The following is a 22,121-nucleotide window of genomic DNA, read 5'->3' on the forward strand; positions in this document are numbered from 1 at the left end:
TCCTACCTCATCGCCGTGAGGATCGCAGTTATCCGCGAGCGGTCAAACCCAAGCCGTCCAAGTATCCGACCAGAAATAAAAATGCCAGTCAGCTTAACTGACTGGCATTACCCTCGGGGCGTTTTTTATTGCTCGACGGAAGCTCAGCGCTTCATCGAGGGCGCCAGGTGTGGCTGGATCGCGGTCAGTACGGCCTTGAAGCATTTGGTGTTACCGGCAACGATCTGGCCTTTCTCGAGGAATTCATGGCCACCGGTGAAATCGCTGACCAGGCCGCCTGCTTCCTGAATCAGCAGGGCGCCAGCTGCCATATCCCACTCGGACAGGCCGAACTCCCAGAAGGCGTCGTAGCGGCCGGCTGCGACATAAGCCAGATCCAGGCTGGCGGCACCGGCACGGCGTAAGCCGGCGGTCTGGCCGACCAGGCTACGGAACATGCCCAGGTAGTTCTCGAGGTTATCCAGCTGCTCGTTGCGGAACGGGAAGCCAGTGCCCAGCAGTGCGCCGTCCAGGCTCTTGCGGTTGCTCACGCGCAGGCGGCGGCCATTGAGGGCGGCGCCACGGCCACGGCTGGCGGTGAATTCTTCCTGGCGCACCGGGTCGAGGACGATGGCGTGCTCGAGGCGGCCGCGGTATTTGCAGGCGATGCTGATGGCGAAGTGGGGAACACCGCGGATGAAGTTGGTGGTGCCGTCCAGCGGATCGATGATCCACTGATAGTCGGCGCCATCGCCGCTACCCTCAAGCACGCCACCTTCTTCGCCCAGGAAGCTATGGGTCGGGTAGGCCTTGCGAATGGCTTGGACGATCATCAGCTCGGCGGCCTTGTCGACCTCGGTGACGTAATCCTTGGCATCCTTCTCGTCTACCGAGATGACATCCAGGCGCTCGATGGAGCGAAAGATCATTTCACCGGCGCTGCGAGCGGCGCGCAGGGCGATATTCAGCATGGGCTGCATGGGAGGTTCACCTGGGGCGTTAAAGAAAGCCGGCCATGTTAGCAGAAAACCGTTGCCGATGAAGCGCCGTCTGTACCCCGCATGGCAATCACACAAGGGCTTGGGTAAGATCGTTGCCCTAATCGTTTCTGAGAGTGTCTGCGTTGCTGGACAATATTCGCGTCGTTTTGGTGGGCACCAGTCATCCGGGCAATATCGGCGGTGCTGCGCGGGCGATGAAAAACATGGGCTTGTCGCGTCTGGTGCTGGTCGCGCCGGAGGATTTTCCCAGTGCTGACGCCGTGGCGCGCGCGTCCGGTGCGAGCGATGTGCTGGATGCTGCGCAGGTCGTTGGTAGTCTTGAAGAGGCGCTGGTCGGTTGCACTCTGGTGATTGGTACCAGTGCACGTGATCGGCGTATTCCCTGGCCGCTGCTGGATCCGCGCGAGTGCGGCGTGGCCAGTTGTGAGCAGGCCGCTGCTGGTAGCGAAGTGGCGTTGGTCTTCGGTCGTGAATACGCCGGTTTGACCAACGAGGAACTGCAGCGATGTCAATACCACGTGCATATCCCGTCCAACCCTGAGTTCAGTTCGCTGAACCTGGCGGCGGCGGTGCAGGTGCTGGCCTATGAGGTGCGCATGGCCTGGTTGGCGGCTTCGAGTCTGCCGACCAAGGCGGAGAAGCTTGAGGCGACCACGATGCGCAATTCGCAGGCGGCGACGGCAGATGAGCTGGAGTCCTTCTACGGACATTTGCGTCGAGTTCTGGTGATGATCGGTTTTCTCGATCCACAGAGGCCGCGGCACCTGATGACTCGCTTGCGTCGGCTATATGGGCGCAGTGCGGTGAGCAAGTTGGAGATGAATATCCTGCGCGGCATCCTTACCGAGACAGAGAAGGCCGTGCGTGGAGAGCCTCATAAACAGGGGAAGTCTGATGTTTGAACGCATTCGAGAGGATATACAGAGCGTTTTTCACCGTGACCCGGCGGCGCGCAATGCCTTCGAGGTGGTGACCTGCTATCCGGGACTGCATGCGGTGTGGCTGCATCGTGTGGCGCATGCATTGTGGCGTTCGGGCTGGAAGTGGCTGGCGCGCGTGGTGTCCAACTTCGGGCGCTGGATGACCGGTATCGAAATTCACCCGGGGGCGAAGATCGGGCGACGCTTCTTCATCGATCATGGCATGGGTATCGTCATCGGCGAGACTGCCGAGATCGGTAATGACGTCACGCTCTATCAGGGTGTGACTCTGGGTGGCACCAGTTGGAACAAGGGCAAGCGCCATCCCACTCTGGAAGATGGTGTTGTGGTTGGCGCTGGCGCCAAGGTGTTGGGGCCGTTCACTGTCGGTGCCGGGGCCAAGATCGGTTCCAATGCGGTGGTGACCAAGGCTGTGCCAGCAGGGGCGACTGCGGTCGGCATTCCCGGCAAAATCATCGTCAAGTCCGATGACGAGCAGGAAGCCAAGCGTCAGGCCATGGCCGAGAAGATCGGTTTCGATGCTTATGGTGTCGGTCAGGACATGCCCGACCCGGTAGCGCGCGCCATCGGCCAGTTGCTCGATCATCTGCATGCTGTCGACGGGCGGCTCGAGGATGTCAACAAGGCGCTGGACTCGATGGATTGCGACTACCGCGCCAAGGCGCTGCCTGCATTGCGTGACGAAGACTTCGCCGAGGTGTGCAAGGGGCAGGGCGACAAGCCTGCTGCCTGATGCGCGCAGGGGCGGCATTTGCTATGATGTTGCCTCTTTTTGCGGTCAATCCTGAGTAAATCAATCGGTCTTATAGTTGACTTAAATACTCGGGAATCGCATACTTCGTCGCAATTCAGTGATTCCGTGGTAGAGCCATGCGACTGACCACCAAAGGCCGTTACGCCGTTACCGCCATGCTAGATCTGGCGTTGCACGCACAGCACGGTCCCGTTTCCCTGGCTGATATATCCGAGCGGCAGGGCATCTCCCTGTCTTATCTCGAGCAACTGTTCGCCAAGCTGCGCCGTGGCAGTCTGGTTTCCAGTGTTCGCGGGCCGGGTGGCGGCTATCAGCTTTCGCGTGACATGCGCGGCATTCAGGTGGCTCAGGTGATCGATGCGGTCAACGAGTCGGTAGATGCCACGCGTTGCCAGGGGCAAGGTGATTGCCACTCTGGTGACACCTGTCTGACCCATCACCTGTGGTGCGATCTCAGTCAGCAGATTCATGAGTTCCTCAGTGGCATCAGCCTGGCTGATCTGGTTGCGCGCCATGAGGTTCAAGAGGTCGCGTTGCGCCAGGATCAGCGCCGCTGCAATGGCAGGACGCCGCGCCTGGATAAGATTGAAGCGTCTGCCATCGACTGAGCAGGGCGTTTGCCTGATAGGAGAAACCCAATGAAATTGCCCATTTATCTCGATTATTCCGCCACCACGCCGGTAGATCCGCGTGTTGCGCAGAAGATGAGTGAATGCCTGCTGGTCGACGGTAACTTTGGCAACCCGGCTTCGCGCTCCCACGTGTTCGGCTGGAAGGCCGAAGAAGCGGTGGAAAACTCCCGTCGCCAGGTCGCCGAACTGGTCAATGCTGATCCGCGTGAGATCGTCTGGACCAGCGGTGCTACCGAGTCCGACAACCTGGCGATCAAGGGCGTAGCGCATTTCTATGCCAGCAAGGGCAAGCACATCATCACCTCGAAGATCGAGCACAAGGCGGTACTGGATACCACTCGCCAGCTCGAGCGTGAAGGTTTCGAAGTGACCTATCTGGAGCCGGGTGAAGACGGCCTGATTACACCAGCTATGGTCGAGGCGGTGCTGCGCGATGACACCACCCTGGTGTCGCTCATGCACGTCAACAACGAAATTGGCACCATCAACGACATCGCTGCCATCGGCGAGCTGACCCGCTCGCGCGGTGTGCTGCTGCACGTCGATGCCGCGCAGTCCACCGGCAAGGTCGAAATCGATCTGGAAAAGATGAAGGTCGATCTGATGTCCTTCTCCGCGCACAAGACCTACGGCCCCAAGGGCGTCGGTGCCCTTTACGTGCGCCGCAAGCCGCGTGTGCGTCTGGAAGCGCAGACTCACGGCGGCGGTCACGAGCGCGGTATGCGCTCGGGCACTCTGGCCACTCACCAGTGCGTCGGTATGGGTGAAGCATTCCGTATCGCCAAGGAAGAAATGGCGGCAGAGAACCAGCGTATCGCGGCTCTGCGTGATCGTTTCTACCGCCAGTTGGAAGATATGGAAGAGCTTTACGTAAATGGCAGTCTGACTGCTCGCGTGCCGCACAACCTCAACCTGAGCTTCAACTACGTCGAGGGTGAGTCGCTGATCATGGCGCTCAAGGATCTCGCTGTATCGTCCGGTTCTGCTTGCACCTCGGCTTCCCTGGAGCCGTCCTACGTGCTGCGTGCTCTGGGCCGCAACGATGAACTGGCGCATAGCTCGATCCGCTTCACCTTCGGTCGTTTCACCACCGAAGAAGAGGTCGACTACGCCGCTGCCAAGGTCCGTGAGGCCGTGGACAAGCTGCGCGAACTGTCGCCCCTGTGGGATATGTTCAAAGAAGGTGTCGACATTTCTTCCGTGGAATGGGCAGCACACTAAAAGCTGCCGAGGCGGATCGCTTGGTTTCAAGCGGTTCGCCGGAGAGCGGCACCTGATGAGAGAGGAAGTACAACATGGCTTACAGTGACAAGGTCATCGACCACTACGAAAATCCGCGTAACGTCGGCAAGCTTAACGCCGAAGATCCTGACGTTGGTACCGGCATGGTCGGTGCGCCGGCCTGTGGCGACGTGATGCGCCTGCAGATCAAGGTCAGCGAAAGTGGCGTTATCGAAGACGCCAAGTTCAAGACCTACGGCTGCGGCTCGGCTATCGCCTCCAGCTCCCTCGCGACCGAGTGGATGAAGGGCAAGACCCTCGATGAGGCCGAAAGCATCAAGAACACCCAGCTCGCCGAAGAACTGGCCCTGCCGCCAGTGAAAATCCACTGCTCTGTACTCGCTGAAGATGCCATCAAGGCTGCTGTGCGCGACTACAAGCAGAAGAAAGGCTTGCTCTGATACGAGGTTTGTAATGGCCATCACCATGTCTGAAGCAGCTGCCCGCCACGTGCAACGCTCTCTTGAAGGGCGCGGCAAGGGCGAGGGCATTCGCCTCGGGGTGCGCACTACCGGTTGCTCCGGCCTGGCCTACGTGCTCGAGTTCGTCGATGAGCTGGCGGCAGAGGATCAGGTATTCGAGAGCCATGGCGTGAAGGTGATCATCGATCCCAAGAGCCTGGTCTATCTCGATGGCACCGAGTTGGACTTCGTCAAGGAAGGCCTCAACGAGGGCTTCAAGTTCATCAACCCTAACGTGCGCGGCGAATGCGGTTGCGGCGAAAGCTTCAACGTTTGAGGCGCTCGCGTGGGTAATCCTTGTCATTTCGCCCTGTTCGACCTGCAGCCGAGCTTTCGTCTGGATCTGGATCAACTGGCTGCTCGCTACCGCGAGCTGGCGCGCCAGGTTCATCCGGATCGTTTCGCCGATGCCGGTGAGCGTGAGCAGCGCCTGGCGCTTGAGCGCTCGGCCTGCCTCAACGAGGCGTATCAGGTTCTGAAAACGCCGTCTCAGCGTGCCCGCTACCTGCTAGCCATGCGTGGCCCCGAGTTGCCGCTGGAAGTGACGGTGCAGGATCCGGATTTTCTCCTGCAGCAGATGCAGCTGCGCGAAGAGCTGGAAGAGCTGCAGGACGACGCCGACCTGGCTGGTGTCGCGGCCTTCAAGCGTCGTCTGAAGACCGCTCAGGAGGCGCTCAATGAGTGCTTCGCGGCATGCTGGGACGACGATGCTCGTCGCGAAGAGGCTGAGCGTCTGATGCGCCGCATGCAGTTCCTCGACAAGCTCTCCCATGAAGTGCGCCAACTAGAAGAGCGCCTCGACGATTAACCTGTGGGTTGCCTCGGCAGCCTGCCTGATGATTTCAAGAAGACCATGGCCTTATTGCAGATCGCCGAGCCAGGACAGAGCCCGCAACCGCACCAGCGTCGGCTGGCAGTGGGCATTGACCTGGGCACCACCAATTCACTGGTCGCTGCTGTGCGCAGTGGTCTGGCCAAGCCTCTGGCCGATGCTGCCGGCGAGGTCATCCTGCCTTCAGCGGTGCGTTATCACGCCACCAGCATCGAGGTCGGCGAGTCGGCCAAGTCGGCTGCCGCCAGTGATCCGTTGAACACCGTGTTGTCGGTCAAGCGTCTGATGGGGCGCGGTATCGCCGATGTGCATCAGCTTGGCGAACAATTGCCCTATCGCTTCGTTGCGGGCGAGTCGCACATGCCCTTCATCGAAACGGTGCAGGGGGCGAAGAGTCCGGTCGAGGTGTCCGCCGAAATTCTCAAGTCGCTGCGTTTGCGTGCCGAGCAAGCGCTGGGTGGCGAGCTGGTAGGGGCGGTGATTACCGTGCCGGCTTATTTCGATGACGCTCAGCGTCAGGCCACCAAGGATGCTGCGCGCCTGGCTGGCCTGACCGTTCTGCGACTGCTCAATGAGCCTACTGCCGCTGCAGTCGCCTATGGCCTGGATCAGAAAGCCGAGGGTGTGGTCGCTATTTATGACCTCGGCGGTGGCACTTTCGATATTTCCATCCTGCGCCTGACCGGCGGTGTGTTCGAGGTGCTGGCTACCGGCGGCGACAGTGCGTTGGGCGGTGACGACTTCGATCATGCTGTAGCCGACTGGATCATCCAGCAGGCTGGTATTTCCAGTGACCTCGATCCGTCGACCCAGCGCAGTCTGCTGCAGACTGCCTGTGCCGCAAAAGAGGCGCTGACCGAGGCGGACAGCGCCGAACTGAGCCATGGCGACTGGCGCGCTGTGTTGAGCCGCGAGCAGTTCGAGGCGCTGATCGAGCCGATGGTGGCGCGCAGTCTCAAGGCCTGCCGGCGCGCGGTACGTGATTCCGGTGTTGAGTTGGAAGAGGTCAGTGCCGTGGTCATGGTGGGCGGTTCGACCCGCGTGCCGCGTGTGCGTGAGGCCGTCGGCGAACTGTTCGGTCGGGCGCCGCTGACCAATATCGATCCGGATCAGGTAGTGGCCATTGGTGCTGCGATCCAGGCCGACGCCCTGGCGGGCAATCAGCGTGATGACGGCGAGGAGTTGCTCCTGCTTGACGTGATACCCCTGTCGCTCGGCCTGGAAACCATGGGCGGGCTGATGGAGAAGGTGATCCCGCGTAATACCACCATTCCGGTAGCGCGTGCGCAGGAGTTCACCACCTACAAGGATGGCCAGACGGCCATGATGATTCACGTGCTGCAGGGTGAGCGCGAACTGATCGCTGATTGCCGCTCCCTGGCGCGTTTCGAATTGCGCGGCATTCCGCCTATGGTGGCCGGCGCTGCGAAGATCCGCGTGACCTTTCAGGTCGATGCCGACGGCCTGCTTAGTGTCGCGGCGCGTGAGCTGAGCTCCGGCATCGAGTCGAGCATTCAGGTCAAGCCGTCTTACGGTCTGACCGATGGCGAAATTGCACGCATGCTGCAGGACTCCTTCCAGAATGCTGGAGACGACAAGGCTGCCCGCGTGCTGCGTGAGCAGCAGGTTGACGGTCAGCGCTTGATCGAGGCGGTCGAGGCGGCGCTGCAGGCCGATGGCGAGCGTTTGCTGGATGCCGAGGAACGCGAGGTCATCGAACTGCAGGTGCAGGAGTTACGCGATTTGCTGGCGGGCAATGATGGCCTGGCGATCGAGCGGCAGACCAAGCGGCTGTCGCAGGTCACTGACGCTTTTGCGGCTCGCCGTCTGGATTCGACGGTAAAAGCCGCGCTGGCAGGGCGCAATCTGAATGAGATCGAGGAATAATTGATGCCGCAGGTAATTTTTCTGCCTCACGAGCGATTCTGCCCGGATGGTCTGGTGGTAGAGGCTGAGCCTGGTGTTTCCATCCTCGAGCTGGCGCACGGGCACCATATCGAGATGGAAAGCGCTTGTGGCGGTGTGTGTGCCTGCACCACCTGTCACTGCATCGTGCGCGAAGGTTTCGATTCGCTGAACGAGGCGGATGAGTTGGAAGAGGATTACCTGGACAAGGCCTGGGGGCTCGAGGCTCAGTCGCGCCTGGCCTGTCAGGCTATCGTTGGTGAGGAAGATATCACCGTCGAGATTCCCAAATATTCGCTTAACCACGCAGCCGAAGCGCCGCACTGACAGGCAGCTCCCTCATCCGGCGCTTCGCGCCACCTTCTCCCAAAGGGAGAAGGGCCCAGAGGAAGTTGTCGCTACGCGACTTTCACGTTAAGCAGGAAGCATGATCATGAGTCTGAAATGGGCCGATGTACTGGACATTGCCATCGAGCTGAGCGAGCAGAAGCCGGATGTCGATCCGCGCTACGTGAACTTCGTCGATCTGCACCGTTGGGTCGTGTCCTTGCCGCAGTTTTCCGATGACCCGCAACGCGGGGGGGAGAAAGTGCTGGAGGCAATACAGGCCGCCTGGATCGAAGAGCTCGATTGAAACAGGCGCTTACGGCGCCCGCCCTACGCTTTTAACCGGAACCCGCGTATAATTCGCGGGTTTAATTTTTCGCTTTAACCCTAAAGTTTCTGGAGCTTCACATGGCTGTTCAACGTACTTTCTCCATCATCAAGCCTGACGCCGTTGCCAAGAACGTCATCGGTGAGATCACCACCCGTTTCGAAAAAGCCGGCCTGCGCGTTGTCGCTTCGAAGATGGTGCAACTGTCCGAGCGCGAAGCCGCTGGTTTCTACGCTGAGCACAGTGAGCGTGGCTTCTTCAAGGATCTGGTTGCCTTCATGACTTCCGGCCCGGTCATCGTTCAGGTTCTGGAAGGCGAAAACGCCGTTGCCAAGAACCGTGAACTGATGGGTGCCACCAACCCGAAAGAAGCCGCTGCCGGCACCATCCGTGCTGACTTCGCCGTTTCCATCGACGAAAACGCTGTTCACGGTTCGGACTCCGAAGCTTCCGCTGCGCGCGAGATCGCTTACTTCTTCTCCGCTACCGAGCAGTGCGCGCGCATTCGCTGATTGGCGATTGAAGCGAGGGTGAAGCCATGACCAATACCACCGGCAAGATCAACCTGCTGGGCCTGACCCAGCCGGAAATGGAACAGTTCTTCGAGTCCATCGGCGAGAAGCGCTTCCGTGCCGGCCAGGTAATGAAGTGGATTCACCACTTTGGCGTCGATGATTTCGCCGCCATGACCAATGTCGGCAAGGCCTTGCGCGAAAAGCTCGAGGCCTCTGCCGAGATTCGCGGCCCGGAAGTGGTTAGCGAAAATATTTCTGCCGATGGCACGCGCAAGTGGGTGGTGCGTGTGGCGTCGGGTAGCTGTGTGGAAACCGTCTATATCCCGCAGAACGGTCGCGGCACGCTTTGTGTTTCGTCCCAGGCCGGTTGTGCCCTGGATTGCAGCTTCTGCTCCACCGGCAAACAAGGCTTCAATAGCGACCTGACCAGTGCCGAGATCATCGGCCAGGTGTGGATCGCCAACAAATCCTTCGGCAGCGTGCCCGCCAAGATCGATCGCGCCATCACCAACGTGGTGATGATGGGCATGGGCGAGCCGCTGCTGAACTTCGACAACGTCGTCTCTGCCATGCAGATCATGATGGACGACCTCGGCTACGGCATTTCCAAGCGCAAGGTGACCTTGTCCACCTCCGGCGTGGTGCCGATGATCGACAAGCTGGCCGAAGTCATCGACGTATCCCTGGCGCTGTCGTTGCACGCGCCCAACGACGAACTGCGTAATCAGCTGGTGCCGATCAACAAGAAGTACCCGCTGGACATGCTGCTGGCGGCCTGCAAGCGCTACGTCTCCAAGCTGGGCGAGAAACGCGTGCTGACCATCGAGTACACCCTGCTCAAAGGCGTCAACGATCAGCCTGAGCACGCTGAGCAGATGATCGCACTTCTGGCCGATGTACCTTGCAAGATCAACCTGATTCCGTTTAATCCCTTCCCCTTCTCGGGGTACGAGCGGCCGAGCAATAACGCCATTCGCCGCTTCCAGGACCTGTTGCACAAGGCTGGTCATAACGTCACGGTGCGCACGACGCGTGGTGACGATATCGATGCTGCCTGCGGCCAATTGGTTGGCCAGGTCATGGACCGTACTCGGCGCAGTGAGCGTTACATCGCCGTGCGTCAGCTGGGCAACGAGGCGCAAGAGCCTCGCACTGCCGCCAATCGAAATTGAAGAGAGGATGCCTATGACCTTGCGCCCTGCGCTGTTATTGCTCGTTGTCAGCCTGCTTGCTGGTTGTGTGACCACCGGCGATGTTGACCCTATGCGTACGGCTGAAGGACGTGAGAAGGCACGTGATGCCTACGTACAACTGGGGATTGCCTATATCCAGCAAGGTGATACCCAGCGCGCCAAGGTGCCGCTGAAGAACGCACTCGATCTGGACTCCTCCAATGCGGATGCGCATGCCGCGCTGGCCATGGCGTTCCAGCTGGAAATGGAGCCGAAGCTGGCCGATGAGCATTTTCGCAAAGCGTTGTCCCAGCGCCCGAAGGACGCCCGTCTGCTAAACAACTATGGTGGTTTCCTGTTCGAGCAGAAGCGTTATCCGGAGGCCATGAGCACCTATCTCAAAGCTGCTGAGGACAATCTCTATCCAGAGCGCTCGCGGGTATTCGAGAATCTGGGCATGACCGCTCTGCAGCTCGGCCAGCGTGAGCAAGCCAAGGAGTATTTCCAACGTTCCCTGCGCCTCAGTAGCCGCCAACCACAGGCATTGCTGGAAATGGCCATCTTGTCCTACGAGAGCAAAGAGTACGTGCCAGCGCGCCGTTACTACGACAGCTACAGCGAAATAGCGCCACAGAATGCGCGTAGCCTGTTGCTTGGCGCGCGTCTAGCCAACGTATTCGAGGACCGTGACCGTGCTGCCAGCCTTGGCTTGCAGTTGCGTCGTCTGTATCCGGCTTCTCAGGAATATCAGCAATTTGTTTCGGGGCAACAATGAACGCGGCACATAGCGAAGTGGCTCAGCCGATGCCGACAAATCCAGGTGAAACCCTGCGCCAGGCCAGGGAAGACAAAGGCTGGAGTGTTGCCGAAGTGGCAACCCAGCTGAACCTGACGCCACAACGTCTGGCCCAGATCGAAGCCGGCGCTTTCGACAAGCTGCCGGGCACCACCTTTGCGCGTGGCTATATCCGTGCCTACGCCAAGCTACTCGAAATGGACCAGAACCGGCTGGTGATGGAGTTCGATCAGTTCACCGGTACCGATGCCACTGGCAGTAGCGTGCATGCTCTTGGTCGTATCGAAGAGCCTGTGCGTTATTCGCAGAGCATTCTGCGCCTGGTGAGTTTCCTGTTGTTGCTGGCGTTGATCGGCGGCGGTTTTGTCTGGTGGCAGGATCAGGGGCGCCCAGGTGCCAGCCTGGCTGACCTGGGCCTGGAACATGTAGAAGTCGAGGGGGCCGACGGTACCACCCAGGTTCATTCGCTTGCCGAGCCGGAAGACCAGGCGGTAGTCGATGCTCAGGGCGGCGAGCAGGGCAGCCCTCTGCTGTTGCCAGTCGAGCCGGGTGAGGCACCGGAAGAGTCCTCGGTCGCAGAACAGCCTGCAGCTTCAGATGCTGCGCCGGAAAGCGCGCCAGAAACTCCGGCAGCCGCCGTGGCGAATGAGCCAGCAGTTGCTGCCAATATAACAGCGCCTGCCACGGAGCCTGCCGCCCCTGTTGCCGTTCCAGCCGGGCAGGCTGCGCTGAACGTACAGTTCACTGCTGATTGCTGGACACAAGTGACCGATGCCGATGGCAAGGTCCTGGTCAGCGCGCTCAAGCGCAGTGGCGAAAGCATCGAACTGACCGGCAAAGCACCGATGGAGCTGCGCCTGGGCTTTGCCCGTGGCGCCCAGGTGACCTACAACGGCCAAAGCGTGGACGTTGCGCCGCATATGACCGGCGAAACCGCGCGCCTGAAACTGGGGTTGTAAAGCATGCATTGCGAATCGCCGATCAAGCGCCGACTGTCGCGCAAGATCTGGGTTGGCTCGGTACCGGTGGGCGGCGATGCGCCGATCACCGTGCAGAGCATGACCAATACCGACACCAACGATGTGGCCGCTACCGTGGCACAGATCCGTCGCCTGGAAGATGCCGGCGCTGATATCGTGCGCGTTTCCGTGCCTGACATGGATGCTGCCGAGGCCTTCGGCCGGATCAAGCAGCAGGTGCGTGTTCCGCTGGTGGCCGACATCCACTTCGATTACCAGATTGCCCTGCGCGTGGCCGAGCTGGGCGTCGATTGCCTGCGGATCAACCCGGGTAACATCGGCCGCGAGGATCGCGTCAGGGCGGTGGTCGAGGCTGCCCGTGACAAGGGCATTCCGATTCGTATCGGCGTCAATGCCGGTTCACTGGAAAAAGATCTGCAGAAGAAATATGGCGAGCCGACCCCGGAAGCTCTGGTGGAGTCGGCGCTGCGTCATGTCGAACACCTTGACCGCCTGAACTTCCCCGACTTCAAGGTCAGTGTGAAGGCCTCCGACGTCTTCATGGCTGTAGAAGCCTACCGCCTGCTGGCCAAGCAGATCGAGCAGCCGCTGCACCTGGGTATCACCGAAGCGGGTGGCCTGCGCTCCGGCACGGTCAAGTCGGCAGTCGGTCTGGGCATGCTGCTGGCCGACGGCATTGGCGATACCATCCGTATCTCTCTGGCTGCTGATCCGGTGGAGGAGATCAAGGTTGGTTTCGATATCCTCAAATCCCTGCGTCTGCGTTCTCGCGGTATCAACTTCATCGCCTGCCCGAGCTGTTCGCGGCAGAACTTCGATGTGGTCAAGACCATGAACGAGCTGGAAACGCGTGTCGAGGACCTACTGGTGCCGCTGGACGTGGCCGTGATCGGCTGCGTGGTCAACGGCCCCGGGGAAGCCAAGGAGGCGCACATCGGCCTCACCGGCGGCAGCCCGAACAACCTGGTCTATATCGACGGCAAGCCCGCTTCGAAGCTGACCAATGAAAACCTGGTGGACGAGCTGGAAAAGCTCATCCGCGACAAGGCGGCCGAAAAGGTCGCCGCCGATGCGGCCGTGATCGTGCGCGGCTGATCCGTGCGTAAGGAATACACTTGAGCAAGTCCCTGCAAGCCATTCGTGGCATGAACGACATCCTGCCGGAGCAGACGCCTGCCTGGCGTTACCTGGAAAGTACCCTGGTCAGCCTGCTCGATGGCTATGGCTACAAGGAAATCCGCCTGCCTATCGTCGAGTACACCGAGCTGTTCGCTCGCGGTATCGGTGAAGGTACCGACGTGGTCGACAAGGAGATGTACACCTTCCTTGATCGCAACGAAGAATCCCTGACTCTGCGTCCCGAAGGCACTGCCGGTTGCGTGCGTGCCGTGCTCGAACATGGTCTTTCCGGCGGCGGCCAGGTGCAGAAACTGTGGTACGCCGGCCCGATGTTCCGCTACGAGAAGCCGCAGAAAGGTCGCTATCGCCAGTTCCATCAGGTCGGCGTGGAAGCTTTCAACCTGCCGGGGCCGGACGTGGATGCCGAGCTGATCGTTCTCACCTGGCGTCTGTGGAAGAAGCTCGGCCTGGCCGACGCAGTGACGCTGCAGCTCAACAGCCTGGGCTCCAGTGAGGCGCGTGCCGCCTATCGCGATGCCCTGGTGGCCTACCTGCAGGAGCGCTTCGATCAGCTCGATGAAGACAGCCAGCGTCGCCTGACTACCAATCCGCTGCGCATCCTCGACAGCAAGAACGAGGCGACCCAGGCCGCGCTGGTAGGCGCACCGACCTTGGGCGATTACCTCGATGAGGATTCGCGCCTGCACTTCGAGGGCGTCAAGGCGCGCCTGGATGCGGCCGGCATTCGCTACCAGATCAATCACAAGCTGGTGCGCGGTCTGGATTACTACAACCGCACCGTGTTCGAGTGGGTCACCGACAAGCTCGGTGCCCAGGGCACCGTGTGCGCCGGTGGTCGTTATGACGGCCTGGTTTCCATGTTGGGTGGCAAGGCCACGCCAGGCGTCGGCTTCGCCATGGGTGTCGAGCGTCTGGTGCTGCTGCTGGAAACCCTGCAGTTGCTACCGGCTGACCTCAACCGTGCGGCCGATGTTTACATCTGTGCCTTTGGCGAGGCTGCCGAGCTGGCTGCTCTGGCGCTGGTCGAGCGTCTGCGTGACGAATTGCCGGGACTGCGCCTGTTGCTCAACTCCGGTGGTGGCAGTTTCAAGAGCCAGTTCAAGAAGGCCGACAAGAGCGGCGCACGCTATGCGCTGATTCTGGGGGACGACGAATTGGCTGGGCGCGTGGTAGGTTGCAAACCGCTGCGTGACGACAGTGAACAACAAAGTGTTGCCTGGGATGCTCTGGCTGAGCATCTGGCTGCCTGCCAGCAGGCCTGAGCAGGTTCTCGATTAGGAGTACGGGGTTAGACATGCAGACCGAAGACGAACAGATCGCACAAATGAAGGACTGGTGGGATCGTAACGGCAAGCCTTTGCTGGCCGGCGGCGTATTGGCGCTGGTAGCTGTATTCGGCTGGCAGGGCTGGCAGAAGTATCAGGACAATCAGGCGCAAAGCGCCTCGGTGCTTTATCAGCAGTTGCTGGAAACGGCACTGGACCCAGCCGGTAAGCCCGATGCTGCTAAAGTCGCCGAACTGGCCGGCAAGCTCGACAGTGAGTTTGGCGGTAGCCACTACGCCCAGTACGGCAACCTGTTCGTCGCCAAGGTCGCCGTCGAAGCCGACCGTCTCGACGATGCCGCTGCCGCGCTGCAGCGCGTGCTCGACAAGCCGGCCGACGCCACGCTCGGTGAGCTGGCGCGTCAGCGTCTGGCCCGTGTTCTGGCAGCCCAGGACAAGACTGACGATGCGTTGAAGCTGCTCGATGCCAAGGTCGAGGACGCTTTCCTCGCCAGCCGCGAAGAACTCAAGGGCGATCTGCTGGTACAGCTGGGTCGCAGCGATGACGCGCACGCCGCCTATCAGAAGGCCAAGGATGCGCTGGCCGAAGACGCCGCTGTTGGCGGTCTGCAGATGAAGCTGGACGACCTGGCAAAAGGGGATGCGTGACGTGATGCGTTGGAAGAATGCCGCACTGCTGGCTCTGGCCGTTCTGGCCGTGGGTTGCAGCAGCAATAGCAAGAAGGAACTGCCGCCCGCCGAACTGACCAAGTTCGACGCCGAAGTCGAGCTGCGTACCGAGTGGAGCCGCTCCGTTGGTGATGGTCAAGGCGATACCTTCAACATGCTGGTGCCGGCCATCGACGGTGATGTGATCTACGCCGCTGATGTCGAAGGTCTGGTCATGGCCATGGACCGCACCAGCGGCAAGGTCATCTGGCGCAAGAAGCTTGAAATCCCGGTATCCGGCGCCATCGGTGTCGGCTACGGCCAGGTATTGTTGGGTACCCTCAAGGGTGAAGTGATCGCCCTGGACTCCAGTGACGGTGAAGAACAATGGCGTTCGCGCGTTACCAGCGAAGTGCTGGCTGCGCCGGCTAGCAACGGCGATATCGTCGTGGTGCAGACCCAGGACGACCGTCTGATTGCCTTCGATGCCAGCACCGGCAGCCAGCGCTGGATCGTCGAAAACACCCCGGCCGTACTGACCCTGCGCGGCACTGGCGCTCCGCTGGTGACCAACCGCCTGGTGGTCGCCGGTCTGTCCAGCGGCAAGGTGATTGCGGTCGACGCCCAGCGCGGCCTGCCGGTCTGGGAGCAGCGTATCGCCATCCCGCAGGGTCGTTCCGAACTGGAGCGTGTTGTCGACATCGACGGCGGCCTTCTGTTGTCCGGCGGCACCGTCTACGCGGTGAGCTACCAGGGCCGTGTCGCGGCCATGGATCTGGAGTCCGGTCGCGTACTCTGGCAGCGCGAGGCATCCAGCTCGGTTGGCGTCGCTCAAGGTTTCGGCAACGTCTATGTCAGCATGGCCAACGGCACCGTCGAAGGTATCGATGAGCGCAGCGCTTCGGCCCTGTGGAGCAACGATTCGATGGCGCGTCGCCAGTTGTCGGGCCCGGCAGTATTCTCCAGCTATGTCGCCGTGGGTGACTTCGAAGGCTATCTGCACCTGCTGAGCCAGGTCGATGGTCGCTTCGTCGGCCGTACCCGCATCGACAGCGACGGCCTGCGTGCCCAGCCGTTGGTGGTGGGTGATTGGTTGTACGTCTACGGTAACAGCGGCAAGTTGGTGGCACTGACCATCAAGTAACACGCTATGCTGCCGGTAACCCGACAGCATGAAACACCCTGGCCGCTGCCCCTGCAGCGGCCTTTGCATTTTCTGAATTAACCGAGTGGAGAGCCTGATGGTTCCCGTAATTGCCCTGGTGGGCCGGCCGAATGTCGGCAAGTCCACGCTCTTCAACCGCCTGACCCGCAGCCGCGACGCTATCGTCGGCGACCTGTCCGGTCTGACCCGCGACCGCCAGTATGGCGAGGCGAAGTGGCAGGGGCGCACCTATATCGTGATCGACACCGGTGGTATTTCCGGTGACGAGGAAGGCATCGACGCGAAGATGGCCGAGCAGTCGCTGCAGGCCATCGAAGAGGCCGATGCCGTGCTGTTCCTGGTGGACGCGCGCGCAGGCATGACTGCCTCCGACCAGATGATCGGCGAGCACCTGCGCCGTCGTAACAAGCAGAGCTTCCTGGTGGTGAACAAGGTCGACAACCTCGATGTCGACTTGGCCCGCGCCGAATTCAGCCCCATGGGCCTGGGCGAGCCGCTGGCGATTGCCGGTGCCCATGGCCGTGGCATCACCCAGATGCTCGAAGTGGTGCTCGGCGCGTTCCCCAAGGACGCCGGCGAGCCGGAGGAGGGTGCCGAAGAGGAGGAAGTGCTGGAAGGCCAGGAGGCCAAGCGCATTCCCGGCCCGAGCGAGAAGGACGGCATCAAGCTGGCCATCATCGGTCGCCCCAACGTCGGCAAGTCCACCCTGGTCAACCGCATGCTCGGTGAAGAGCGGGTCATCGTCTATGACCAGGCGGGAACCACGCGCGACAGCATCTACATTCCGTTCGAGCGCGACGACGAGAAGTACACGCTGATCGACACTGCCGGCGTGCGCCGTCGCGGCAAGATCTTCGAGGCTGTGGAGAAATTCTCCGTGGTCAAGACGCTGCAGGCCATTCAGGACTCCAACGTCGTGGTGTTCGTCATGGACGCCCGCGAAGGTGTGGTCGACCACGACCTCAACCTGCTCGGCTTCGTGCTGGAAAGCGGCCGCGCTCTGGTCATTGCCCTGAACAAGTGGGACGGCATGGACCAGGGGCAGAAGGATTATGTGAAGACCGAGCTGGAGCGCCGGCTGTTCTTCGTCGACTTCGCCGATATCCACTTCATTTCCGCCCTGCACGGCACTGGCGTGGGCCATCTGTACAAGTCGGTGCAGGCCTCGTTCAAGTCGGCGATCACCCGCTGGCCGACCAGCCGCCTGACGCAGATTCTCGAAGATGCCGTCAGCGACCATGCGCCACCTCTGGTCAACGGTCGCCGCATCAAGCTGCGCTACGCCCACCTGGGTGGCGCCAACCCGCCGCTGATCGTGATCCACGGTAATCAGGTCGACGCCGTGCCGCGCGCCTACACCCGTTACCTGGAAAACACCTTCCGCCGTGTGCTGAAGCTGGTCGGTACGCCGATTCGCATCGAGTACAAGGGCGGCGAGAACCCCTACGAGGGCAACAAGAACAAGCTCACCGACCGTCAGGTGAACAAGAAGCGCCGGCTGATGAGCCACCACAAGAAGGCCGAGAAAAAGCGCAAGGACAAGCGCAAGTAATCGCCTTTGGCCCCTGCACGCCGGGTATCGCCCGGCGCGCACGGCATAAGCTTCAAACTCTTTTTCATAAGCAGCGCAGGTGCCGCCTGCTGCGCCCTTCGGCTATCCTCGCGGCTTGCCTTGTTCTTCCAGGAAGTCGCGATGCTCGCCAGCAAACTGCCCAACGTCGGCACCACCATCTTCACGCGCATGTCCCAGCTCGCTGCCGACGTTGGCGCGATCAACCTGTCTCAGGGCTTTCCCGACTTCGACGGGCCCCAGGCACTGCGTGAGGCCGTGGCGCGCCACGTCATGGAAGGGCGCAACCAGTATTCGCCAATGACCGGCTTGCCCGCGCTACGCCAGCAGGTGGCGGCCAAGCTCGCCCGCAGCTACGGCGTGCAGCGCGATGCCGATAGCGAAATCACCATCACGCCGGGGGCCACGGAGGCGATCTTCTGCGCGGTGCAGGCGCTGATTCATCCAGGGGATGAAGCTATCGTGCTTGACCCTTGCTACGACAGTTACGAGCCGTCGGTGGAACTGGCCGGTGGGCGTTGCGTGCATGTGCCGTTGGCATTGCCGGACTTCGCTGTCGATTGGCAGCGTCTGGCCGATGCGATCACGCCGCGTACCCGGCTGATCTTCCTCAACTCCCCGCACAACCCGAGCGGGGCGCTGCTGACCCGCGCTGACCTGGATAAGCTGGCCGAGCTGATTCGTGGGCGCAATATCCATGTGATCAGCGACGAGGTATACGAGCACCTGATCTATGACGGCCAGCGGCATGCCAGCGTGCTGGCCCACGACGAGCTGTATCAGCGCGCCTTCGTGGTCAGCTCCTTCGGCAAGACCTATCACGTCACCGGCTGGAAGACCGGCTACGTGGTGGCGCCACCTGCACTGACCGCCGAGCTGCGCAAGATCCACCAGTACGTCAATTTCTGCGGGGTGACGCCGCTGCAGCATGCCCTGGGCGACTTCATGGCGGCGCACCCGGAGCATGTCGAAGAACTGCCGGCCTTCTATCAGGCCAAGCGCGACCTGTTCTGCGATCTGCTGACCGGCTCGCGCTTCACCTTTACCCGTGCGCCGGGTACTTACTTCCAGCTGGCCGACTATTCGGCCATTCGCCCCGATCTGGACGACGTGGCCATGGCTGAATGGCTGACCCGCGAGCATGGTGTGGCGGCGATTCCGGTGTCGGTGTTCTATCAGTCAGCGCCCAAGGATATGCGCCTGGTGCGTTTCTGCTTCGCCAAGCGCGAGGAAACCCTGCGCCAGGCGGCGGAGAAACTCAGCGCGGTATGAGGGGTAGGGCGGGTGTAACCCGCCTCTGAGGTGTTGGCGGGTTTCACCCGCCCTACGGTGAGCGAGGCCTACAAATGAACAACAAACCCGATCTCGAACTGGCGCTGATCCAGACCACGTTGGCCTGGCACGATCCGGCCGCCAACCGCGAGCACTTCCAGACCTTGCTGGAACAGGCCCGTGGCGCTGACCTGGTGATCCTGCCGGAGATGTTCACCACCGGTTTTTCCATGGAGTCGGCCGAATTGGCTGAGCCTGAGGTTGGCCCCAGCAGCATCTGGCTACGCGAGCAGGCGCAGCGTATCGGCGCGGTGATCTGCGGCAGTCTGATCATTCAGGCCGCTGACGGCAGCTACCGTAATCGCCTGCTTTGGGCGCGCCCGGATGGCTCTTTCGCGTATTACGACAAACGCCACCTGTTCCGCATGGCCGGTGAGCACAAGCACTACAGCGCTGGCGATCAGCAGGTGGTGTTCGACCTAAACGGCTGGCGCGTGCGCCCGTTGATCTGCTACGACCTGCGCTTCCCCGTCTGGAGCCGTGACGCCGGCGGTACCGACTTGCTGCTGTATACCGCCAACTGGCCGGGCGCGCGTCGTCAGCACTGGAACCGCCTGCTGCCGGCGCGAGCCATCGAGAACCTGTGCTACGTCGCGGCTGTGAACCGCGTTGGCGAGGACGGCAAGGGCCACGGTTATACTGGCGACTCTCAGGTGCTGGACTTCCAGGGCGAGGCGCTGCTGACGGCAGGCGAGGGCGATGGTGTGTTCCGTACTCGGCTGTCGCATGATGCTCTGAGTACCTATCGCGAGCGCTTCCCGGCGCACCTGGACGCGGACGCTTTCACATTCAACTGAACAAGGAGCTACATGACATGGACGTGCAACAGAGCAATCCCTTCCAGACGCCGCAGGCTGACCTGCAGCCGAGCACCACCACTCAGTTGCCGCTCTACAGCATCGCAGGCGTTGGCCTGGCGACCTTCATCGGTACGCCGCTGGCCGGTGCATGGCTGCTGGCGCATAACCTGCAATTGCTCGGCAAGGCAGATCGAGTAGCGATGGTCTGGGGCATTTCCGTCGTGCTTCTGATCGTCACCTTGGTCTTGGCTTTCGTGTTGCCCGAGGAGGTACCCGCCCTGCCTTTCGCCATCGCGCAACTGATGGCGATGATCATGTTGGCCAAGAACCTGATCGAGGCCGATCTCAAGCAGCATGCCGAGGCAGGTGGTGCGTACCTCTCCAATTGGCGGGCGGCGGGTATTGGCCTGATGTTCACCATTGGCCTGGCCGCACTGATGTTCGCGGTGCTGATGATTTTCGATATTTGAGTGTCAAGTTCCCGGATTTCATCCGGGTTACGCATACAAAAACGCCGGGCAATGCCCGGCGTTTTTGTGAGTGGCGCTGAAGGCTCAGGCCGCTTGCGACTCGGCCTGGCTCAGGGCGCGGTTCAAGGCGCTGAACAGGGCGCGGAAGCTTGCGGTGGTCAGGTTCTCGTCGACCCCGATGCCGTGCAGGGCACGACCGCCATTGACGCGCAGTTCGATGTAGGCAGCCGCCTTGGCGTTGGTGCCGGCACCGATGGCGTGCTCGCTGTAGTCCATGACTTCAACGGCGACCGGCAGCGCGGCAGCCAGCGCTTCCAGTGGACCTTTACCGATGCCACGCCAATGGTGGTTCTCACTCCCTTCGATGACTTCCACATCCACCGCGCTGGTGCCGTTCTCTTCCTGCAGGCGATGGCCTTTCAGGGCGTAGGGGCTGCGCGCTTGCAGGTACTCGGTCTCGAGCAATTGGTAGATCTGTGCGGCAGTCATTTCCAGGCCGAGGCGGTCGGTTTCACGCTGCACCACCTGGCTGAACTCGATCTGCATGCGACGTGGCAGGCTGATGCCGTATTCCTGCTCGAGCAGGAAGGTGATGCCGCCTTTGCCGGACTGGCTGTTCACACGAATCACCGCCTCGTAGTCACGGCCGATGTCGGCCGGATCGATAGGCAGGTACGGCACTTCCCACAGGGCATCGTCCTTCTGCTGGGCGAAGCCCTTGCGGATGGCGTCCTGGTGCGAGCCGGAGAAAGCGGTGTGCACCAGGTCGCCGACGTACGGGTGGCGCGGGTGCACCGGAATCTGGTTGCAGTCCTCGACCACCTTGCGCACGGCGTCGATGTCGGAGAAGTCCAGCTCCGGGTCGACGCCCTGGGTGTAGAGGTTCAGCGCCAGGGTCACCAGGCAGACGTTGCCGGTGCGCTCGCCATTGCCGAACAGGCAACCTTCGACGCGGTCGGCGCCGGCCATGACGGCCAGCTCGGAGGCCGCAACGCCGGTGCCACGGTCATTGTGGGTGTGTACGCTGATCAGCACGCTGTCACGGCGGTCGACCTGACGACCGAACCACTCGATCTGGTCGGCGTAGTTATTCGGCGTGGCGCACTCAATGGTGGCCGGCAGGTTGAGGATCAGCTTGTTCGCCGGGGTCGGCTGGAACACGCCGATCACTGCGTTGCACACCTCGACGGCGAAGTCGATTTCGGTGCTGCTGAACACCTCCGGCGAATACTCGAAGCCCCACTGGGTTTCAGGCGCGGCATCGGCCAGGCGCTTGATGGTGGTGCCAGCGGCCACGGCGATGGCTTTGACGCCGGCCTTGTCCTGGTTGAAGACGATCTTGCGGAAGCTCGGTGCGCAGGCGTTGTAGTAGTGGACGATGGCCTTCTTGGCGCCTTTGAGCGACTCGAAGGTGCGCTCGATGAGGTCGTCACGGGCCTGGGTCAGCACCTGAATGGTCACGTCTTCTGGAATGTGACCGCCTTCGATCAGCTCACGCACGAAGTCGAAATCGGTCTGCGAGGCGGACGGGAAGCCCACTTCGATTTCCTTCAGACCCACGGCCACCAGGCACTTGAAGAAGCGCATCTTCTTCTCGGCATCCATCGGCTCGATCAGCGACTGGTTGCCATCGCGCAGGTCGGTGGACAGCCAGATCGGCGCCTTGTCGATGATCTTGTCCGGCCAGGTACGGTCCGGAATCTGGATCTGAGTGAACGGGCGGTACTTCTTCGACGGGTCTTTGAGCATGGTCATGAGCGGGTCCTGCGAAATGGGAGTCGAACACGAGGCCGGGCGGCCATGAAAC

At 61.3% G+C, this 22,121-nt stretch carries 24 protein-coding genes; 22 read left to right on the plus strand and 2 right to left on the minus strand.

What is annotated here, in order from left to right; genetic code table 11:
• Nucleotides 1-143: 143 nt before the first annotated feature.
• The gene (gene suhB / locus ACNFCJ_RS21270; RefSeq protein WP_143507534.1) at nt 144-959 is read right to left on the minus strand and encodes an inositol-phosphate phosphatase; all 816 of its coding nucleotides are present in this window, start codon (nt 957-959) and stop codon (nt 144-146) included.
• Between the two features lie 143 nt (nt 960-1,102).
• Between suhB and trmJ the strand changes: the two genes are divergently transcribed.
• The 22 genes from trmJ (at nt 1,103) to ACNFCJ_RS21380 (ending at nt 20,314) form a co-directional block, all read left to right on the plus strand.
• Entirely contained in the window at nt 1,103-1,882 is a 780-nt protein-coding gene (gene trmJ, locus ACNFCJ_RS21275) for a tRNA (cytosine(32)/uridine(32)-2'-O)-methyltransferase TrmJ (protein WP_416773530.1), read from the plus strand.
• A complete protein-coding gene (gene cysE, locus ACNFCJ_RS21280) occupies nt 1,875-2,654 on the plus strand; it encodes a serine O-acetyltransferase (RefSeq protein WP_143507535.1) in 780 nt (259 codons plus the stop codon). Before trmJ ends, cysE begins: the two co-directional genes overlap by 8 nt.
• Before the next feature lie 137 nt (nt 2,655-2,791).
• On the plus strand, nt 2,792-3,283 hold the full coding sequence (iscR, locus tag ACNFCJ_RS21285) for a Fe-S cluster assembly transcriptional regulator IscR (protein WP_143507536.1): 492 nt from the start codon (nt 2,792-2,794) through the stop codon (nt 3,281-3,283).
• A 30-nt stretch (nt 3,284-3,313) separates the two neighbouring features.
• On the plus strand, nt 3,314-4,528 hold the full coding sequence (locus ACNFCJ_RS21290; protein WP_099526567.1) for an IscS subfamily cysteine desulfurase: 1,215 nt from the start codon (nt 3,314-3,316) through the stop codon (nt 4,526-4,528).
• A gap of 74 nt (nt 4,529-4,602) precedes the next feature.
• Entirely contained in the window at nt 4,603-4,989 is a 387-nt protein-coding gene (iscU, locus tag ACNFCJ_RS21295; RefSeq protein WP_017362576.1) for a Fe-S cluster assembly scaffold IscU, read from the plus strand.
• Nucleotides 4,990-5,002: 13 nt separating this feature from the next.
• Complete coding sequence (gene iscA / locus ACNFCJ_RS21300) at nt 5,003-5,326, plus strand: iron-sulfur cluster assembly protein IscA (RefSeq protein ID WP_017675181.1); 324 nt, start codon at nt 5,003-5,005, stop codon at nt 5,324-5,326.
• A gap of 9 nt (nt 5,327-5,335) precedes the next feature.
• The gene (hscB, locus tag ACNFCJ_RS21305; protein WP_256836763.1) at nt 5,336-5,857 is read left to right on the plus strand and encodes a co-chaperone HscB; all 522 of its coding nucleotides are present in this window, start codon (nt 5,336-5,338) and stop codon (nt 5,855-5,857) included.
• A 45-nt stretch (nt 5,858-5,902) separates the two neighbouring features.
• A complete protein-coding gene (gene hscA, locus ACNFCJ_RS21310) occupies nt 5,903-7,768 on the plus strand; it encodes a Fe-S protein assembly chaperone HscA (protein ID WP_416773505.1) in 1,866 nt (621 codons plus the stop codon).
• A gap of 3 nt (nt 7,769-7,771) precedes the next feature.
• Nucleotides 7,772-8,113: an ISC system 2Fe-2S type ferredoxin gene (fdx, locus tag ACNFCJ_RS21315; RefSeq protein WP_416773507.1), complete on the plus strand. Its 342-nt coding sequence runs from the start codon at nt 7,772-7,774 to the stop codon at nt 8,111-8,113.
• A 106-nt stretch (nt 8,114-8,219) separates the two neighbouring features.
• Nucleotides 8,220-8,420 carry a Fe-S cluster assembly protein IscX gene (gene iscX, locus ACNFCJ_RS21320; RefSeq protein ID WP_037001993.1) on the plus strand — a complete coding sequence of 67 codons (201 nt, stop codon included), beginning with the start codon at nt 8,220-8,222 and terminating at the stop codon, nt 8,418-8,420.
• Between the two features lie 101 nt (nt 8,421-8,521).
• On the plus strand, nt 8,522-8,953 hold the full coding sequence (gene ndk, locus ACNFCJ_RS21325; RefSeq protein ID WP_003459696.1) for a nucleoside-diphosphate kinase: 432 nt from the start codon (nt 8,522-8,524) through the stop codon (nt 8,951-8,953).
• A gap of 26 nt (nt 8,954-8,979) precedes the next feature.
• Nucleotides 8,980-10,128 carry a 23S rRNA (adenine(2503)-C(2))-methyltransferase RlmN gene (rlmN, locus tag ACNFCJ_RS21330; protein ID WP_179574323.1) on the plus strand — a complete coding sequence of 383 codons (1,149 nt, stop codon included), beginning with the start codon at nt 8,980-8,982 and terminating at the stop codon, nt 10,126-10,128.
• A gap of 13 nt (nt 10,129-10,141) precedes the next feature.
• Nucleotides 10,142-10,903, plus strand: coding sequence for a type IV pilus biogenesis/stability protein PilW (gene pilW / locus ACNFCJ_RS21335; protein ID WP_179574322.1), 762 nt, complete (start codon nt 10,142-10,144; stop codon nt 10,901-10,903).
• Nucleotides 10,900-11,883 (plus strand): RodZ domain-containing protein, encoded by a 984-nt coding sequence (locus ACNFCJ_RS21340; protein ID WP_416773510.1) that lies wholly within the window; start codon nt 10,900-10,902, stop codon nt 11,881-11,883. The genes pilW and ACNFCJ_RS21340 overlap by 4 nt, the downstream gene beginning before the upstream one ends.
• 3 nt (nt 11,884-11,886) lie before the next feature.
• Nucleotides 11,887-12,999 (plus strand): flavodoxin-dependent (E)-4-hydroxy-3-methylbut-2-enyl-diphosphate synthase, encoded by a 1,113-nt coding sequence (ispG, locus tag ACNFCJ_RS21345; RefSeq protein ID WP_106734654.1) that lies wholly within the window; start codon nt 11,887-11,889, stop codon nt 12,997-12,999.
• A gap of 20 nt (nt 13,000-13,019) precedes the next feature.
• On the plus strand, nt 13,020-14,306 hold the full coding sequence (gene hisS, locus ACNFCJ_RS21350) for a histidine--tRNA ligase (RefSeq protein WP_416773512.1): 1,287 nt from the start codon (nt 13,020-13,022) through the stop codon (nt 14,304-14,306).
• A gap of 32 nt (nt 14,307-14,338) precedes the next feature.
• Nucleotides 14,339-14,977 (plus strand): tetratricopeptide repeat protein, encoded by a 639-nt coding sequence (locus tag ACNFCJ_RS21355; protein ID WP_343349331.1) that lies wholly within the window; start codon nt 14,339-14,341, stop codon nt 14,975-14,977.
• Nucleotides 14,970-16,121 carry an outer membrane protein assembly factor BamB gene (gene bamB, locus ACNFCJ_RS21360; protein WP_106734657.1) on the plus strand — a complete coding sequence of 384 codons (1,152 nt, stop codon included), beginning with the start codon at nt 14,970-14,972 and terminating at the stop codon, nt 16,119-16,121. The genes ACNFCJ_RS21355 and bamB overlap by 8 nt, the downstream gene beginning before the upstream one ends.
• Nucleotides 16,122-16,218: 97 nt before the next feature.
• Nucleotides 16,219-17,694: a ribosome biogenesis GTPase Der gene (gene der, locus ACNFCJ_RS21365; protein ID WP_212631703.1), complete on the plus strand. Its 1,476-nt coding sequence runs from the start codon at nt 16,219-16,221 to the stop codon at nt 17,692-17,694.
• Between the two features lie 141 nt (nt 17,695-17,835).
• Nucleotides 17,836-18,984: a pyridoxal phosphate-dependent aminotransferase gene (locus ACNFCJ_RS21370; RefSeq protein WP_416773515.1), complete on the plus strand. Its 1,149-nt coding sequence runs from the start codon at nt 17,836-17,838 to the stop codon at nt 18,982-18,984.
• A 74-nt stretch (nt 18,985-19,058) separates the two neighbouring features.
• Complete coding sequence (locus ACNFCJ_RS21375) at nt 19,059-19,841, plus strand: amidohydrolase (protein ID WP_416773517.1); 783 nt, start codon at nt 19,059-19,061, stop codon at nt 19,839-19,841.
• A gap of 17 nt (nt 19,842-19,858) precedes the next feature.
• Nucleotides 19,859-20,314 carry a hypothetical protein gene (locus ACNFCJ_RS21380; protein ID WP_143507548.1) on the plus strand — a complete coding sequence of 152 codons (456 nt, stop codon included), beginning with the start codon at nt 19,859-19,861 and terminating at the stop codon, nt 20,312-20,314.
• Nucleotides 20,315-20,398: 84 nt separating this feature from the next.
• Here ACNFCJ_RS21380 and leuA read toward each other — a convergent pair whose 3' ends face one another.
• A complete protein-coding gene (gene leuA / locus ACNFCJ_RS21385) occupies nt 20,399-22,069 on the minus strand; it encodes a 2-isopropylmalate synthase (protein WP_416773518.1) in 1,671 nt (556 codons plus the stop codon).
• Between the last annotated feature and the right edge of the window lie 52 nt (nt 22,070-22,121).

This window comes from Pseudomonas sp. NY15364, assembly GCF_048068235.1.
Classification (GTDB): domain Bacteria; phylum Pseudomonadota; class Gammaproteobacteria; order Pseudomonadales; family Pseudomonadaceae; genus Aquipseudomonas; species Aquipseudomonas mendocina_D.

What these genes read in the sequence shown, in the direction of transcription:
- fdx (WP_416773507.1), top strand. Translation starts at nt 7,772, where the DNA reads ATGCCGCAGGTAATTTTTCTGCCTCACGAGCGATTCTGCCCGGATGGT.
- ACNFCJ_RS21380 (WP_143507548.1), top strand. Translation starts at nt 19,859, where the DNA reads ATGGACGTGCAACAGAGCAATCCCTTCCAGACGCCGCAGGCTGACCTG.
- suhB (WP_143507534.1), bottom strand. Translation starts at nt 959, where the DNA reads ATGCAGCCCATGCTGAATATCGCCCTGCGCGCCGCTCGCAGCGCCGGT.
- ACNFCJ_RS21375 (WP_416773517.1), top strand. Translation starts at nt 19,059, where the DNA reads ATGAACAACAAACCCGATCTCGAACTGGCGCTGATCCAGACCACGTTG.
- iscA (WP_017675181.1), top strand. Translation starts at nt 5,003, where the DNA reads ATGGCCATCACCATGTCTGAAGCAGCTGCCCGCCACGTGCAACGCTCT.
- iscU (WP_017362576.1), top strand. Translation starts at nt 4,603, where the DNA reads ATGGCTTACAGTGACAAGGTCATCGACCACTACGAAAATCCGCGTAAC.
- leuA (WP_416773518.1), bottom strand. Translation starts at nt 22,069, where the DNA reads ATGACCATGCTCAAAGACCCGTCGAAGAAGTACCGCCCGTTCACTCAG.
- bamB (WP_106734657.1), top strand. Translation starts at nt 14,970, where the DNA reads ATGCGTGACGTGATGCGTTGGAAGAATGCCGCACTGCTGGCTCTGGCC.
- hscA (WP_416773505.1), top strand. Translation starts at nt 5,903, where the DNA reads ATGGCCTTATTGCAGATCGCCGAGCCAGGACAGAGCCCGCAACCGCAC.
- ACNFCJ_RS21355 (WP_343349331.1), top strand. Translation starts at nt 14,339, where the DNA reads ATGCAGACCGAAGACGAACAGATCGCACAAATGAAGGACTGGTGGGAT.
- iscX (WP_037001993.1), top strand. Translation starts at nt 8,220, where the DNA reads ATGAGTCTGAAATGGGCCGATGTACTGGACATTGCCATCGAGCTGAGC.
- der (WP_212631703.1), top strand. Translation starts at nt 16,219, where the DNA reads ATGGTTCCCGTAATTGCCCTGGTGGGCCGGCCGAATGTCGGCAAGTCC.
- cysE (WP_143507535.1), top strand. Translation starts at nt 1,875, where the DNA reads ATGTTTGAACGCATTCGAGAGGATATACAGAGCGTTTTTCACCGTGAC.
- rlmN (WP_179574323.1), top strand. Translation starts at nt 8,980, where the DNA reads ATGACCAATACCACCGGCAAGATCAACCTGCTGGGCCTGACCCAGCCG.
- pilW (WP_179574322.1), top strand. Translation starts at nt 10,142, where the DNA reads ATGACCTTGCGCCCTGCGCTGTTATTGCTCGTTGTCAGCCTGCTTGCT.
- ispG (WP_106734654.1), top strand. Translation starts at nt 11,887, where the DNA reads ATGCATTGCGAATCGCCGATCAAGCGCCGACTGTCGCGCAAGATCTGG.
- ndk (WP_003459696.1), top strand. Translation starts at nt 8,522, where the DNA reads ATGGCTGTTCAACGTACTTTCTCCATCATCAAGCCTGACGCCGTTGCC.
- ACNFCJ_RS21290 (WP_099526567.1), top strand. Translation starts at nt 3,314, where the DNA reads ATGAAATTGCCCATTTATCTCGATTATTCCGCCACCACGCCGGTAGAT.
- ACNFCJ_RS21340 (WP_416773510.1), top strand. Translation starts at nt 10,900, where the DNA reads ATGAACGCGGCACATAGCGAAGTGGCTCAGCCGATGCCGACAAATCCA.
- iscR (WP_143507536.1), top strand. Translation starts at nt 2,792, where the DNA reads ATGCGACTGACCACCAAAGGCCGTTACGCCGTTACCGCCATGCTAGAT.
- ACNFCJ_RS21370 (WP_416773515.1), top strand. Translation starts at nt 17,836, where the DNA reads ATGCTCGCCAGCAAACTGCCCAACGTCGGCACCACCATCTTCACGCGC.